The sequence below is a fragment of the Mycolicibacterium sp. XJ879 genome, assembly GCF_053483935.1.
In genome coordinates this window covers 288,599-302,661 of the sequence record NZ_JBEFTH010000003.1, presented here as the reverse complement: position 1 = coordinate 302,661, position 14,063 = coordinate 288,599, and the positions used below count along the sequence as shown (strand labels likewise).

Sequence of the window (14,063 nt, the reverse complement as noted above, 5' to 3'; positions counted from 1 at the left end):
CGGTTACACCGTCTGAGGAGGGAGTCGCTGATGACTGTTTACGCTCGTCCCGGTTCGGCGGACGCGCTGATGGCATACGAGTCGCGCTACGAGAACTTCATCGGTGGCCAGTGGGTGCCGCCCGTTGCCGGGGAGTACTTCGAGAACCCGACGCCGGTCACCGGCCAGCCGTTCTGCGAGGTCGCGCGCTCCACCGAGGACGACGTCAACAAGGCTCTCGACGCCGCCCACGGCGCCGCAGGGCAGTGGGGTAAGACCGCGCCCGCCGAACGCGCCAACATCCTCAACAGGATCGCCGACCGCATCGAAGCCAACCTCGAATCGATCGCGCTGGCAGAGTCGTGGGACAACGGCAAACCCATCCGCGAGACCCTCAACGCCGACATCCCGCTCGCCATTGACCACTTCCGCTACTTCGCAGGCGCGATCCGCGCCCAGGAGGGCTCGCTGAGCCAGATCGACGATGACACCGTCGCCTACCACTTCCACGAACCGCTCGGCGTCGTCGGCCAGATCATCCCGTGGAACTTTCCGATCCTGATGGCCACCTGGAAGCTGGCGCCCGCGCTGGCGGCAGGCAACGCCGTCGTGCTCAAACCCGCCGAGCAGACCCCGGCGTCGATCATGTACCTGATGTCGTTGATCGGCGACCTGCTGCCCGCCGGAGTCATCAACGTGGTCAACGGGTTTGGGTTCGAGGCCGGTAAGCCGCTGGCGTCCAGCAACCGCATCGCCAAGATCGCGTTCACCGGTGAGACCACCACCGGCCGGCTGATCATGCAGTACGCATCGCAGAACCTGATCCCCGTCACCCTGGAGCTGGGCGGCAAGAGCCCGAACATCTTCTTCGCCGACGTGCTGGCCAGTCCGAATGGGGAAGCCGACGACTACCAGGACAAGGCGCTGGAGGGCTTCACGATGTTCGCGCTGAACCAGGGCGAGGTGTGCACCTGCCCGTCGCGCAGCCTGGTGCAGGCCGACATCTACGACGAATTCCTGGAGCTGGCCGCGATCCGGACCAAGGCGGTGCGCCAGGGCGATCCGCTGGACACCGAAACCATGATCGGCTCGCAGGCGTCCAACGACCAGCTCGAAAAGGTGCTGTCCTACATCGACATCGGCAAGTCCGAGGGCGCCAAGGTGGTCACCGGCGGGGAGCGCGCGCAACTCGGCGGCGACCTCAACGGCGGTTATTACGTGCAGCCGACGATCTTCGAGGGCCACAACAAGATGCGGATCTTCCAGGAGGAGATCTTCGGCCCGGTCGTGGCCGTCACGTCTTTCCGCGATTACGACGACGCCATCGCGATCGCGAACGACACCCTCTACGGACTCGGCGCCGGGGTGTGGTCGCGCAACGGCAACACCGCCTACCGCGCCGGTCGCGACATCAAGGCCGGCCGGGTGTGGACCAACTGCTACCACGCCTACCCGGCGCATGCGGCGTTCGGCGGCTACAAGCAGTCGGGCATCGGCCGCGAGAACCACAAGATGATGCTCGACCACTATCAGCAGACCAAGAACCTGCTGGTGTCCTACAGCGACAAGGCGCAGGGCTTCTTCTGATGTCGGAGCGATTTCGGCGCGCAAACGCCCCCTCCGCGGCCGTTAGCGCGCCGAAATCGCCGCCAGGCTCGCCGCCGCGGGCGCTGATCACCGCCGCGGCCGCCGACCTGCTGACCAGGCTGCAGGCCAGACATGGCCCGCTGATGTTTCACCAGTCCGGCGGGTGCTGCGACGGGTCGTCGCCGATGTGCTACCCCGACGGCGAGTTCATCGTCGGGGACCGCGACGTCTTGCTCGAAATCCTCGACGTCGGCGACGGCGTGCCGGTGTGGATCTCCGGACCGCAGTTCGAGGCGTGGAAACACACCCAGCTGGTGATCGACGTCGTGGCGGGCCGCGGCGGCGGGTTCAGTATCGAAGCGCCCGAAGGCATGCGGTTCCTGACGCGCGGCCGGGCGTTCACCGACGAAGAGAACGCGCTGCTGGCCGAGCGGGCACCGGTCACCGGTGCCGAATATGCGGCAGGGCGTGCCTCAGAGGTTTGAGGCCCGATCGGAGTTAACCTGAAAAGCGTGTTACCGCTGCCGCGTCCGTGGCTGCTGACCAGCGCGATGCTGGTCGGGGCGGCGGTCGGCGTGATCGTTGGCATCGGCGCGATGCTGCTGGTCAGCGCCAGCATCCGGCCCGATATCGTGATCGGGCTCGTCATCGGCGTGCCCAGCGTGATCGGGGTGCTGACAATCCTGCTGTCGGGCCGACGCTGGGTCACCACGGTCGGCGCGTTCATCCTGGCCATCGCACCCGGCTGGTTCGGGGCGCTGGCGGCGATCCAGGTGGTGCACGGTGCGTGACACGCTGACGGGCGAACCGACCGAGCCCTACACGCCGATGTTCACCGGCGAACTGCCCGCCCAGCCGTCGGAGCCGTTGCCGGTGCCGCCCCCACCGCTCGTCGTACCCGGCAGCTACCAGTACCTCAAGCGCTGGACGTTCGTCGCGGTGGTGGCGTGCGTGTGGATCGCCGCGGCCGCAGCCGGGTGGGGCCTGTACTACTGGTGGTTTCACTCGATCGACAAGACGGCGCCAGTGTTTGTCGTGCTGATCTTCGTGGTGACCTGCACTGTCGCTGGCGTGCTGCTGGCGATGGTTCCGGATCGGCCGGCGGTCTCGGGGCTGGCGATCGCGGTGATGTCGGCGCCGTTGGCGGCGACCGCTGGCGCGGCGGTGCTACACGGCCTGAACTTCTGCGAATACGCCAGCCGATGCTTCGTCGGCCTGATCCCGTACTGACGACGGCGGCGTTGTAGAGTCGCATCCATCTGTTTACCTGTTCACTCGGACAGGCGTGGGAGGTGGGCGTCGTCGTGAATTGGGCCCCGTGGCGAGGGCTGGCCGTCGTTGTCACCGCCATCGTGATCACCGTCGCCGGTTGCTCCACGGCCCAGCCCGACGCGGAGTCCGACCAGATCGTGCTGGCCGAAGCGCAGCCGCTGGGCGACTACAACCCCGTTCTCGGCTACGGCGAAGCGGGCGTTTCCCCGATCTACGACGCGCTGTACCGCCCCGAGGCGCCCGATGACGAACAGGTGCCGGATCTGGTGCCCGCGTTGGCTTCCGCACCGCCCGAACTGGTGGAGCCGCGGCGCTGGCGGGTGCCGTTGCGCACCGATGTCACGTTCTCCGACGGCAGCGAGTTCGATTCGGCCGATGTGGTGGCCACCTACACCGCGATCAAGAACCCGGCGGTGGCATCGGAGATTTCCACACACGTCGCCCCGATCGCCGCGATCACCGCGGATGGGTCGCACGCCGTCAACGTCGAGGTCAACACCGACGCCGAGCCGACACCGTACCTTCTTGTCGGCATCGCCCCATCGGAGGCGATCGAGAACCGGCCCGCCGCCGCCTGGGCGCTGAACACCCAGCCCGTCGGCACCGGACCCTACCGTCTGGAGAGCCTGCGGCCCGATCAGGCCGTTCTGGTCGTCCGCGACGACTACTGGGGCCAGACACCGCAGGTGAAGCGCCTGGTCTACACCCACAACCCCGACGACAACGTCCGCGCCCAGCGCCTCGTGGCCGGTGAGGTCGACGGAGTCAACCTGCCGCCACGGCTCATCGACTCGATCAACGTCGAGAACGTCGCGACCGTGGCGGCCAAATCCGCGGACTGGCGCGCGGTCGCGCTGCCGGCGGGCAACGCGTTCACCTCCGATCCGCAGGCGAGGCTGGCGCTCAACATCGGCGTCGACCGCGACGCGATGATCCGTGACGTGCTGGCCGGCCACGGCCGCCCCTCGTACACCCCCGTCGCCGACGTGTACGGCGACGCATACAACCCGGAGGCGACATTCACCTTCGATCTGGAGCGCGCCAAGCAGATCCTGCAGGACGCCGGCTGGACGCCCGGCGCCGATGGCATCCGCGAAAAGGACGGTGAGAAAGCGTCGTTCGCGCTGCTGTACAACGCGCAGGACTCGCTGCGCCAAGATCTCGCGGTGGCGTTCGCGGCTGCGGTCAGACCGCTCGGCGTCGACGTGCGGCCGCGCGGCACCAGCTGGGACGAGATCGACACCCGATTCGGCGATTCCGCGGTCGTTCTCGGCGGCGGGTCGACCCCCTACAGCATCGACTCGCAGGTCTACGACACCCTGCACACGCGGGTGCCCGGCTCGTCGCCGTATTCGAACCCCGGCAACTTCACCGCGCCCGGACTCGACGGCCTGCTCGAGCAAGCACGCGAATCGGCTTCGGGCCCAACCAAAGACACGCTCTACCGCGATGTCCAGGCCAGGTATGTGGCGGAGCCGTCCCACGTTTTCCTGACCTTCCTCGACCACACCTACGCGTATCGCGAACTCGGCTGGAACCAGACCCCACCGATCCTCGAGCCGCATTCGCACGGTGTGGCGTGGGGGCCATGGTGGGACATAGTTGCGTGGACACGTGACAGCAACAGTTGAGCGCGTCGTCGTCGAGGGGCCGGTCGAGCCCCGCGTCGACCGCCGCCGTCGACTGCGGGCTGCCGCCCGGTTGTTGGCGGTGCGCAGCGCGATCGCCGTGCCGGTGACTGCGGCCGTGTCGGTGGCGATGTTCTGGATCGCCTCGCTGTCGCCGTTCGACCCGTTGGCGGCGTACCTGGGTAACAACTATCAATTCGCCACGCAGTCGCAGCGTGCGGCGTTCCGCGAGGCCTACCAGACCGACCTGCCGTGGTGGCAGGCGTGGTGGGACTGGGTCACCGGCCTGGCCCGCGGTGACCTCGGTTGGTCGTCGACCCAATCGCAGCCCGTCACAACGGTGTTGGCCGAGCGGATGCCGTTCACGTTGGGGCTGTCGGGCGCCGCGTTGGTGGCTGCGGCCGCCATTGCGATCGTGCTGGGCTGCATCGCGGGTATGCGTCGCGGCGGCCTGATCGACAAGGCGTGCAACGTGTTCGCGGTGACGATGGCCGCGGTGCCGCCGTTCGTCGTCTCGCTGGGGCTGGTGGCCGTCGCGGCCGTCGGCCTGCGCTGGTTTCCGACGTCGGGCGCCAGCGCGCCCGGTGCCGGATACACCATGTCCGGCGTCCTCAATCACGCTGTGCTGCCGCTGATCGCGCTGACGGTATCGCAGATCCCGTGGCTGCTGTTGACCATGCGCACCGCCGTGGTTGACGCGTGCAGTTCCGACGCGGTGCGCGGCGCCCGCAGCCGCGGCGTCGACGGCTGGGTGCTGCTGCGCGGCCACATCGCGCCGGTGTCGGTGCTGCCGACGCTGGCCCTGCTGGGCACCCGGCTACCCGAACTGATCGCCGGTGCCGCGGTCGTCGAAACCGTGTTCGGCTGGCCGGGGATGGCTGCGGTGCTGGTGGACTCCGCTGCGGCGCTGGACTTTCCGCTGCTTGCCACGCTGACGGTGGGCGCCGCACTCGCGGTGCTGCTCGGCTCGGCGCTGTCGGATGCGGCGGCGGTGGCCGTCGACCCGAGAATCGAGATGACGGCATGAGCATCGTGACCAGACCGCAGCGCCGGCTGCAGTGGCCGTGGCTGGTGCTGGCCGTCATCGCCGCGGCGGCCGTGGTGATCCCCGTCATCGCGGGTAACCAGGTCGCCGACTTCTCAGCCGCGCTGCACCCGCCGGGGCAGGCGCATCTGCTCGGCACCGATCACTCCGGATACGACCTTCTGGTCAGGTGCGCGCAGGCCCTACAGATCTCGTTGGTGATCGCCGCGGTGTGCGCGGTCGCCGCCACCGTGCTCGGGGTGGTGATCGGTGTGGGTTCGGCGCTGATCGGCGGTTGGGTGGATGCCTTGGTGATGCGGATTGTCGACGGCTTCAACGCATTACCGCACCTGGTGCTCGGCATCGTCATCGCGGCGATGTGGCGGGGCGCGCCGTTGGCGATCATCGCCTCGATCGCGCTGACCCACTGGCCCGCGGTCGCGCGTGTGGTGCGCGCCGAACTGTTGTCGGTCTCGGAGTCGGGTTGGATCCAGGCCTCACGGTTGGCCGGCGCGTCGCGATGGTTCGTCGCGCGCCGCCACCTGCTGCCCGCGGTGCGCGGGCAGGCGCTGGTGGCGATGGTCATGTTGTTGCCGCACGCGGTCTGGCACGAGTCGACGCTGTCGTTTCTGGGCGTCGGGTTCTCCCCGGATCAGGCCAGTCTCGGCACCTTGCTGGGGCAGGCGCGCGGCGACGTGTTGCTCGGCGCCTGGTGGACGCTGGCCGTTCCCGCGGTGGCGCTGATCGCTACGGCGCTGGCGTTCTCATCGGCCGGTGCGCTGATGCAACGCCGAACCCAACCGCCAGGAGGACAGGTCTGGTGACCCCGCATTCCATCGCGCAACTGTGCGGCCTCACCGTCGACATCGCCACCCGCCACGGCAACACGTCACCGCAGGTGCGCGTCCTGGACGCGGTGAACCTCAGCGTGCACACCGGAAAGGTGACCGCGCTGATCGGCGAATCCGGATGCGGAAAATCGTTGGCCGCGTTGGCCTTGTGCGGTCTGTTGCCGCCGGGGTCGAACGCGCGCGGCGACGTCGTGATCGACGGCGTCAGCCTCGCCGGCGCCGACGAGCGGCGCTGGTGTCAACTACGCGGCGCGCACATCGGTTTCGTTCCGCAGTCCGCGGCGACGTCGTTCACCGCGGTGCGCACCGTCGGGTCTCAACTCACCGAGGTCTGCCGACGCCTCGACGCGGACCGCAGCGTCGACGAGCTGCTCGCCGCGGTGCGCCTGCCCGGGGCGGTGGCGGACCGGTACCCGCACGAACTGTCGGGCGGCATGGCGCAGCGGGTGGCGATCGCGGCGGCCATCGCCGCGCGCCCGAAAGTCGTACTCGCCGACGAACCCACATCGGCTCTGGACCCCGACAACGCGGACATGGTGTGGCAGCTGCTCGGCGAGGCGGCCGCGGCAGGCGCCGGCGTGCTCGTCATCACCCACGAACTGCCGGGGCTGCTGCGCTCCGGGGTGTGCGACGACATCGCGCTGATGCGCAACGGCACTGTCGTGCAGCAGGATACGGCCGACGCCGTGACGGACAGCGCCGACGCCTACGTGCAGCGGTTCTTCGCGGGGGCGATGCTGTGACCACGCACGTTCTGGCGGCCCGGCACCTCACCGTGTGCTTCGACGGGCGCCGGGTACTCGACGACGTCGACCTCACCGTGCGCACCGGCGAGGTCGTCGGCGTGACGGGTCCGTCGGGCAGCGGGAAGACGACGCTGCTGCGGGTGCTAGCGGGCCTGCTGGCGCCCGGTTCCGGTGAGGTCACCTACGACGGCGCGCCGGTCGCGGCGCCGGGGTCGATCGCACTGGTGGCTCAGCATCCGCGCCTGGTGTGCAACCCGCGCTGGACGCTGCGTGCGCTCATCGCCGAGCCCGCGACCGTCCGCCGCGAGCCGGTGGTGATCGACGAGGTGGCGCGCCGGGTCGGGCTGGCCGAACCGCTGCTGGACCGCTACCCCGGGCAGGTCAGCGACGGACAGTTGCAGCGCGCCTGCATCGCGCGAGTCCTGGTGCAGCGGCCGGTGTTCGTGCTGTGCGACGAGCCGACCGCGATGCTCGACCCGATCGCTACTGCCGACGTGGTGGCGATGCTGCGTGAGATCAGCATGTATGCCGGCATCGCGCTGGTGAGCCACGACGAGGCGCTGGTGGATACGTTGAGCCACAGCGTGTTCGCACTCTAGCGGCTGGCGGGCTCCCACGTGCGCATCGCCGCGTCGAGTCCCTGGTCGTCCAACGCGTCGACCGGTAACGCCGACTGGCTGCCGCCGCAACGCATCCCGTCGAGCAGGATCGCAGTGAACCGACGCCACAGACTGCTGTCGACGTGGCCCGCGAACTGGCTGACCGTGCCACCGATCAAGCTGATGATCGGCATGTCCGTGGCCGAGATTTCGGGGCGCAGGTGCCCGTCGTGCTGTGCTCGCGCAACCAATTCGGCGACCACCGGGCCGAGCCGGTCCTGTGCGGCGATCACGCGATCTCCGCCGTATGCCTTGCTGAACGCGATTTCGCGTAGGCCACGATCGGTCGCGGTCAACTCACACATCTGCTCGACGAACCACGCGAAGCCCTCCCAGGAGTCGTCGTACTTCAGCCCGGCCTGCGCCAGAGCCGTGAGTTGATGCAGCGCGTCGACGAAGATCGCCTCGAGAAGTTCGTCCTTGGTGGCGAACCGCCGGTACACCGTCCCCACCCCCACGCCGGCGTGGCGGGCGACGTCATTCAGGTTGGGCTCCAGGCCTTCCGACGCGAACAGGTCACGGGCCGCCTCGAGGACCCGCGCCCGGTTACGCTCGGCGTCCTTGCGCAGCGGGCGCCCCGTCGGCTCATGCGCGGTCACCGAACCGAGTGTAATGCAGCGCACAGATAAGCGGATTGACCTGATCCGCTTAATTCGTTAGCTTCTCTGACTAGCCCAGCCGGAAGGACGCCAACGACGATGAAGACGATCAGGCGTATCTGGCTGCCTACCATGATCGTTCTCGCCGTGGCTGTGGGTGTTCTGGTGGTGTCGCAGCTTCGGACGGTTTTCGGTTCCGAGCCTGTCCTGGTGACGCCGATCGGCGCGGATACCGCCGAGAAGTTCATTCCCAAGGTTGTGACCTATGAGGTGCTGGGTACGGGCAGCGCCGTCGTCAACTATCTCGATCTCGACGGCAAGCCGGTGCGCGCGGGGACCGTAAGCCTGCCCTGGACACTGACATTGGAGACCACGGCGCCCTCGGTGGCACCGAACATCATCGCCCAGACCGACGGTTCGTCCATCACGTGCCGGATCACCGTCGATGACGAGATCAAAGACGAGAACACCGCCACCGGTATGAACGCGCAGACCTTCTGTCTGGTGAAGTCGGCATGAGCGTTCCGGTTGACGACGCGCCGACGGCTCCGAACCCGCTCGCGCGCCCGAGACGGCCGTGGCTGCCGCGGTTGATCCGACTCTTCGCGCTGCCGATCATCCTGGCGTGGGTCGTCATCGTCGGCCTGCTCAACACCACGGTGCCGCAGTTGGAGGTGGTCGGCAAGCAGCGCGCGGTGTCGATGAGCCCGCAGGACGCGCCGTCGATGATCGCGATGAAGCGCATCGGCACCACGTTCGACGAGTACGACACCAGCAGCTCGGTGATGGTCGTGCTCGAAGGCGAGAACAAGCTCGGCGCAGAGGCGCTCGAGTTCTATGAGCAGATGGTGGCCGACCTGCGCGCCGACACCGAACACGTGCAGTACGTCCAAGACCTCTGGTCTGACTCGTTCACCGCGGCGGGCGCACAGAGCGTCGACGGCAAGGCCGCCTACACCCAGGTCTACATCGTTGGCGATCAGGGCGAGAGATTGGCCAACGAGTCGGTGGAGGCCGTCCGCGACATCGTCGACAGGCATCCCACACCGCCGGGTGTCGACGTGTACGTGACCGGTGCGGCGGCGACGACGACCGATCAGAATGCGGTGGGCGACAAGAGTATGCGCACCATCGAGCTGCTCACCTTCGGGGTCATCATCGTCATGCTGCTGGTGATCTACCGGTCCGTCGTCACGACGCTGGTGCTGCTCAGCATGCTGGGGATGGGTCTGCTGGGCAACCGCGGGCTGATCGCGTTTCTGGGCTACCACAACGTCTTTGGCCTCACAACCTTCGCCACCAACCTGGTCGTCACGCTGACCATCGCCACGGCGGTCGACTACGGCATCTTCCTGATGGGCCGGTATCAGGAGGCGCGCCGGTCCGGTGAGGACCGGGAGTCGGCGTACTACACCATGTTTCATGGGACCGCGCATGTGGTTGCGGCATCCGGGTTGACGATCGCGGGCGCCACCTTCTGCCTGAAGTTCACCCGGCTGCCCTACTTCGAGAGCATGGGCTACCCGATGGCCGTGGCGATGGTGTTCGGCATCACGGTGGCCCTGACGTTCGGTCCGGCGATGATCTCGGTGGTCAGCCGTTTCGGTAACTTGCTGGAACCCAAGGGCAACTCGTCCACCCGGGCGTGGCGGCGGGTCGGCACCTCGACCGTCCGCTGGCCGGGGGCGTTCCTGGTGGTCGCGTTGGCGGCCTGCATGGTGGGTCTGCTTGCGCTGCCCGGCTATCACACCACTTACAACGACCGCCTCTACCTGCCCGACGACATCTCGGCCAACATCGGTTACGCCGCCGCGACCCGGCACTTTTCCGAGGCCAGGATGAACCCGGATGTGCTGATGGTCGAGACCGACCGCGATCTGCGAAACGCGGCCGGGTTCTTGATGATCGACAAGATCGCGAAGGCGCTGGCAAGAGTCGACGGAGTCGCCCAGGTGCAGGCCATCACCCGGCCCGACGGCAAGCCGATCGAACACACGACGATCCCGTACATGATCGGCCAGCAGGGCGTCGGCCAGCTCATGGCCAACGACTACCAACAGGGCGTCATCGACAACATCTTGGCCCAGGCCGACGAGATGGCCCACACCATCGAGTCGATGGAGAAGATGAACGCGATCACCCAAGAGCTGTCGGTGGTGTCGCGCAGCATGGCCGACAAAATGGGCGACACGTCGGCGACCCTGCAGGATGTGCGCGATCACATGGCCCACTTCGACGACTTCTTCCGGCCGTTGCGCAACTACTTCTACTGGGAGCCACACTGTTTCAACATCCCGGTGTGCTGGTCGCTGCGTTCGATCTTCGACAGCCTGGACGGCATCGCGACCATGTCCGACGACTTCCAGGACATGGTTCCTGACATCAACCGGATGGCCGATCTGACGCTGGAGATGACCGCGGTGATGCCGGGCATGATCCAGTCGATGAAGAACCAGCGCCAGATGATGTTGAACCAGTATCAGGTGCAGCGGGCGCAGCAGGACCAGACCATCGAGCAGCAGGCAGACAGCTCCGCGATGGGGGAGGCGTTCGACGAAGCGCTCAACGACGACTCGTTCTACGTGCCGCCCGAAGCGTTCGACAACGCGGACTTTAAGCGCGGCATGGAGTTGATGATGTCGCCCGACGGTCATGCGGTCCGGTTCACGATCATCCACCAGGGCGACCCGTTGACCGAGGAGGGCATCTCCCGCATCGAGCCGCTCAAGAAGGCGGCGGCGGCCGCGATCAAGGGGACACCGCTGGAGGGCTCCCTGGTCTACGTCGGCGGTGCCGCGGCGATGTTCGACGACATGCAGGAAGGCGCCGACTACGACCTGCTGATCGCGGTGACGGCCGCGCTGTTGTTGATCCTCGTCATCATGATGATCATCACCCGGGCCCTGGTCGCCGCCCTGGTCATCGTCGGCACGGTGGCACTGAGCCTGGGCAGCGCGTTCGGGATGTCGGTGGTGCTGTGGCAACACGTCATCGGGATCCCGTTGCACTGGATGGTGCTACCGATGGCGATCATCGTCCTGGTGGCGGTCGGCGCGGATTACAACCTGCTACTGGTGTCGCGGATGAAAGAGGAGATCCACGCCGGTCTGCGCACCGGCACCATCCGCGCCATGGCCGGTAGCGGTCCCGTGGTCACGGCCGCCGGGCTGGTGTTCGCGTTCACCATGGCGACGATGGCGGTCAGCGATCTGATCGTCATCGGCCAGGTCGGAACCACGATCGCGTTGGGCCTGATCTTCGACACCTTCGTGATCCGCGGGTTGATGACACCGTCGGTGGCCACCCTGCTCGGCCGCTGGTTCTGGTGGCCGTTGGCGGTGCGCCCGCGGCCGCGCCCGGCGCCGTGGCCCAAGCCGATCCAGCGCGATCCCGCAGGACATGGCGGGCCGTTCGGCGATGCCCATTAGTGTGGGGGCGTGACCCACTATGACGTCGTCGTTCTCGGAGCCGGCCCCGGCGGATACGTCGCGGCCATTCGCGCCGCCCAACTTGGACTGAACACCGCAGTCGTCGAACCCAAGTACTGGGGCGGGGTATGCCTCAACGTCGGCTGTATCCCGTCGAAGTCGCTGCTGCGCAATGCGGAGCTGGCCCACATCATCACCAAGGACGCCAAGCTGTTCGGCATCAGCGGTGAGCCCACCATGGACTACGGGGCGGCCTTCGACCGCAGCCGCAAGGTCGCCGACGGGCGGGTGTCCGGTGTGCACTTCTTGATGAAGAAGAACAAGATCACCGAGATTCACGGCTACGGGAAGTTCAAGGACGCCAACACCCTCGAGGTCGACCTGAACGAGGGCGAAACCGAGACGGTCACCTTCGACAACGCCATCATCGCCACCGGCAGCAGCACCCGGCTGGTGCCGGGCACGTCGCTGTCGGACAACGTCGTCACCTACGAAGAGCTGATCATGACGCGCGAGCTGCCGTCGTCGATCGTCATCGCAGGTGCTGGCGCGATCGGCATGGAGTTCGGCTACGTCCTGCGCAACTTCGGCGTGGACGTGACGGTCGTGGAGTTCCTGCCGCGCGCGCTGCCCAACGAGGACGCCGAGGTCTCCAAGGAGATCGAGAAGCAGTTCAAGAAGCTGGGCGTGAAGGTCCTCACCGGCACCAAGGTGGAGTCCATCCGGGATGACGGCTCGACGGTGACGGTGCAGGTCAGCAAGGACGGCAAGTCCGATGAGCTCAAGGCCGACAAAGTGCTGCAGGCCATCGGCTTTGCGCCCAACGTCGAGGGCTACGGGCTCGACGCCGCCGGGGTCAACCTCACCGAGCGCAAGGGCATCGGCATCGACGATTACATGCGCACCAACGTGCCGCACATCTACGCCATCGGCGATGTCACCGGGCTGCTGCAGCTGGCTCACGTCGCCGAGGCACAGGGTGTGGTGGCCGCCGAAACCATCGCCGGTGCAGAGACTTTGGCGCTCGGCGATTACCGGATGATGCCGAGGGCGACGTTCTGCCAGCCGCAGGTCGCCAGCTTCGGCCTCACCGAGGAGCAGGCCCGCGACGAGGGCTATGACGTCAAGGTCGCCAAGTTCCCGCTCACCGCCAACGGCAAGGCGCACGGCCTAGGTGATCCCAGCGGCTTCGCCAAGATCATCGCCGACGCCAAGTACGGTGAACTGCTCGGCGGGCACCTGGTCGGACACGACGTCTCTGAGCTGCTGCCCGAGCTGACCCTGGCGCAGAAGTGGGACCTGACCGTCAACGAGCTCGCCCGCAACGTGCACACGCACCCGACGCTGTCCGAGGCGCTGCAGGAGTGCTTCCACGGTCTCGCCGGCCACATGATCAACTTTTGAGAGCCATCTGGGTCGCCGGCATCGGCGGACTGGTGGTCGGCCACATGCTGTGGCTGGCCGGCATCTCCCTTGCCACCGCCTCTAGCACGGTCAGCACCTGGGTGCTGGTGGTGGCCGCGGCGTCGTTCGTTCTGGGCGCGGTTTGTGGCGTGCTGGGCTGGCGGGCGTATCAAGACAAGGCCGAGGTGCGGGCGGCATTCTTGTGCGCCCTGCCGGTCTCGCCGGTGCTGCTGTCGCTGGTGGTGCTTGGCGTCACCCACCTCTAGCCTCTAGTCCGGGCGATTTCGGCGCGCTTTTGGCCCCTGGCGGGGCGTCAGCGCGCCCAAATCACTAGTCGGGGAAGTCGAGCGGCACGTTGAGTGTGGTGATCGTGGCGGCCAGCCCGTCGTATTGGGCGGCGAGCATGCAGAACTCGATCAGCTGCGGTTTGGTCAGGTGGCGCGCCAACGTCGACCAGGTTTGCGACGACACCCCGCGGGTGACGACGAACTCATCGGTGGCGGTGATGAGCGCGCGCTGACGGTCCGTCAGCCCGTCGGCGTCGGGGCCCTCGAAGATCTTGGCCTGTAACTCCGGGCTGAGGCCGCGGGTGCGGGCCAGCCGGCGGTGCTGCTGCAACTCGTACTCGCAATTGCGCAGGTGACCGACGCGCAGGATGACGGTTTCGGCGTCTTTCACCGGAAGCTTGCTCAACAGCCCGAGCAGCATTCCGCTGTAGGGCAGCCAGGCCAGAAACAGAAGCCGATGCTGGCCAAGGACATTGAACAGGCTGAACCTCGGCGCCCGGATCGCACGGGCGCCGAGCTTGGCGATGGCCCAGTTGAGCGGGCCGAGTTCCTTGAATCCGCCGGGCGCGATGCGCGCGGGTTCGATTGCGCTCATCGAA

The 14,063-nt window shown here is 67.2% G+C and carries 15 protein-coding genes; 13 read left to right on the top strand and 2 right to left on the bottom strand.

What is annotated here, in order from left to right:
* The first annotated feature begins 30 nt into the window (after positions 1 to 30).
* The 9 genes from adh to ABQF13_RS08680 all read left to right on the top strand — a co-directional run bounded on the left by adh (position 31) and on the right by ABQF13_RS08680 (position 7,686).
* Positions 31 to 1,566 carry an aldehyde dehydrogenase gene (gene adh, locus ABQF13_RS08720; protein ID WP_448392325.1) on the top strand — a complete coding sequence of 512 codons (1,536 nt, stop codon included), beginning with the start codon at positions 31 to 33 and terminating at the stop codon, positions 1,564 to 1,566.
* Positions 1,566 to 2,051, top strand: a complete 486-nt coding sequence (locus ABQF13_RS08715) for a DUF779 domain-containing protein (protein WP_448392324.1) — start codon at positions 1,566 to 1,568, stop codon at positions 2,049 to 2,051. The genes adh and ABQF13_RS08715 overlap by 1 nt, the downstream gene beginning before the upstream one ends.
* 27 nt (positions 2,052 to 2,078) lie before the next feature.
* Positions 2,079 to 2,357 (top strand): putative holin, encoded by a 279-nt coding sequence (locus ABQF13_RS08710; RefSeq protein WP_448392323.1) that lies wholly within the window; start codon positions 2,079 to 2,081, stop codon positions 2,355 to 2,357.
* Entirely contained in the window at positions 2,350 to 2,796 is a 447-nt protein-coding gene (locus tag ABQF13_RS08705; RefSeq protein WP_448392322.1) for a hypothetical protein, read from the top strand. The genes ABQF13_RS08710 and ABQF13_RS08705 overlap by 8 nt, the downstream gene beginning before the upstream one ends.
* Positions 2,797 to 2,870: 74 nt before the next feature.
* Complete coding sequence (locus tag ABQF13_RS08700) at positions 2,871 to 4,469, top strand: ABC transporter substrate-binding protein (protein WP_448392321.1); 1,599 nt, start codon at positions 2,871 to 2,873, stop codon at positions 4,467 to 4,469.
* A complete protein-coding gene (locus ABQF13_RS08695) occupies positions 4,453 to 5,493 on the top strand; it encodes an ABC transporter permease (protein WP_448392320.1) in 1,041 nt (346 codons plus the stop codon). The genes ABQF13_RS08700 and ABQF13_RS08695 overlap by 17 nt, the downstream gene beginning before the upstream one ends.
* The gene (locus ABQF13_RS08690; protein WP_448392319.1) at positions 5,490 to 6,314 is read left to right on the top strand and encodes an ABC transporter permease; all 825 of its coding nucleotides are present in this window, start codon (positions 5,490 to 5,492) and stop codon (positions 6,312 to 6,314) included. The genes ABQF13_RS08695 and ABQF13_RS08690 overlap by 4 nt, the downstream gene beginning before the upstream one ends.
* On the top strand, positions 6,308 to 7,084 hold the full coding sequence (locus ABQF13_RS08685) for an ATP-binding cassette domain-containing protein (RefSeq protein ID WP_448392676.1): 777 nt from the start codon (positions 6,308 to 6,310) through the stop codon (positions 7,082 to 7,084). The genes ABQF13_RS08690 and ABQF13_RS08685 overlap by 7 nt, the downstream gene beginning before the upstream one ends.
* On the top strand, positions 7,081 to 7,686 hold the full coding sequence (locus ABQF13_RS08680; protein WP_448392318.1) for an ABC transporter ATP-binding protein: 606 nt from the start codon (positions 7,081 to 7,083) through the stop codon (positions 7,684 to 7,686). Before ABQF13_RS08685 ends, ABQF13_RS08680 begins: the two co-directional genes overlap by 4 nt.
* Here the strand turns inward: ABQF13_RS08680 and ABQF13_RS08675 are convergent.
* Positions 7,683 to 8,345, bottom strand: coding sequence for a TetR/AcrR family transcriptional regulator (locus tag ABQF13_RS08675; protein ID WP_448392317.1), 663 nt, complete (start codon positions 8,343 to 8,345; stop codon positions 7,683 to 7,685). The two genes, ABQF13_RS08680 and ABQF13_RS08675, sit on opposite strands and share 4 nt — an antisense overlap.
* Positions 8,346 to 8,477: 132 nt before the next feature.
* Here ABQF13_RS08675 and ABQF13_RS08670 point away from each other — a divergent pair, with 132 nt between their 5' ends.
* Genes ABQF13_RS08670 through ABQF13_RS08655 form a run of 4 tightly spaced genes read left to right on the top strand, consistent with a single transcriptional unit; the run spans position 8,478 to position 13,443 of the window.
* Positions 8,478 to 8,864: an MmpS family transport accessory protein gene (locus ABQF13_RS08670; protein ID WP_427072687.1), complete on the top strand. Its 387-nt coding sequence runs from the start codon at positions 8,478 to 8,480 to the stop codon at positions 8,862 to 8,864.
* Complete coding sequence (locus tag ABQF13_RS08665; RefSeq protein ID WP_448392316.1) at positions 8,861 to 11,773, top strand: MMPL/RND family transporter; 2,913 nt, start codon at positions 8,861 to 8,863, stop codon at positions 11,771 to 11,773. The genes ABQF13_RS08670 and ABQF13_RS08665 overlap by 4 nt, the downstream gene beginning before the upstream one ends.
* A 9-nt stretch (positions 11,774 to 11,782) precedes the next feature.
* Complete coding sequence (gene lpdA / locus ABQF13_RS08660; RefSeq protein WP_448392315.1) at positions 11,783 to 13,177, top strand: dihydrolipoyl dehydrogenase; 1,395 nt, start codon at positions 11,783 to 11,785, stop codon at positions 13,175 to 13,177.
* Entirely contained in the window at positions 13,174 to 13,443 is a 270-nt protein-coding gene (locus tag ABQF13_RS08655) for a hypothetical protein (RefSeq protein WP_448392314.1), read from the top strand. The genes lpdA and ABQF13_RS08655 overlap by 4 nt, the downstream gene beginning before the upstream one ends.
* A 64-nt stretch (positions 13,444 to 13,507) precedes the next feature.
* Here ABQF13_RS08655 and ABQF13_RS08650 read toward each other — a convergent pair whose 3' ends face one another.
* Positions 13,508 to 14,059 carry a carboxymuconolactone decarboxylase family protein gene (locus ABQF13_RS08650; protein WP_448392313.1) on the bottom strand — a complete coding sequence of 184 codons (552 nt, stop codon included), beginning with the start codon at positions 14,057 to 14,059 and terminating at the stop codon, positions 13,508 to 13,510.
* Positions 14,060 to 14,063: the final 4 nt, after the last annotated feature.

Coding starts and splice junctions, on each gene's coding strand:
- adh (WP_448392325.1), top strand. CDS start 31: ATGACTGTTTACGCTCGTCCCGGTTCGGCGGACGCGCTGATGGCATAC.
- ABQF13_RS08715 (WP_448392324.1), top strand. CDS start 1,566: ATGTCGGAGCGATTTCGGCGCGCAAACGCCCCCTCCGCGGCCGTTAGC.
- ABQF13_RS08690 (WP_448392319.1), top strand. CDS start 5,490: ATGAGCATCGTGACCAGACCGCAGCGCCGGCTGCAGTGGCCGTGGCTG.
- ABQF13_RS08670 (WP_427072687.1), top strand. CDS start 8,478: ATGATCGTTCTCGCCGTGGCTGTGGGTGTTCTGGTGGTGTCGCAGCTT.
- ABQF13_RS08665 (WP_448392316.1), top strand. CDS start 8,861: ATGAGCGTTCCGGTTGACGACGCGCCGACGGCTCCGAACCCGCTCGCG.
- ABQF13_RS08650 (WP_448392313.1), bottom strand. CDS start 14,059: ATGAGCGCAATCGAACCCGCGCGCATCGCGCCCGGCGGATTCAAGGAA.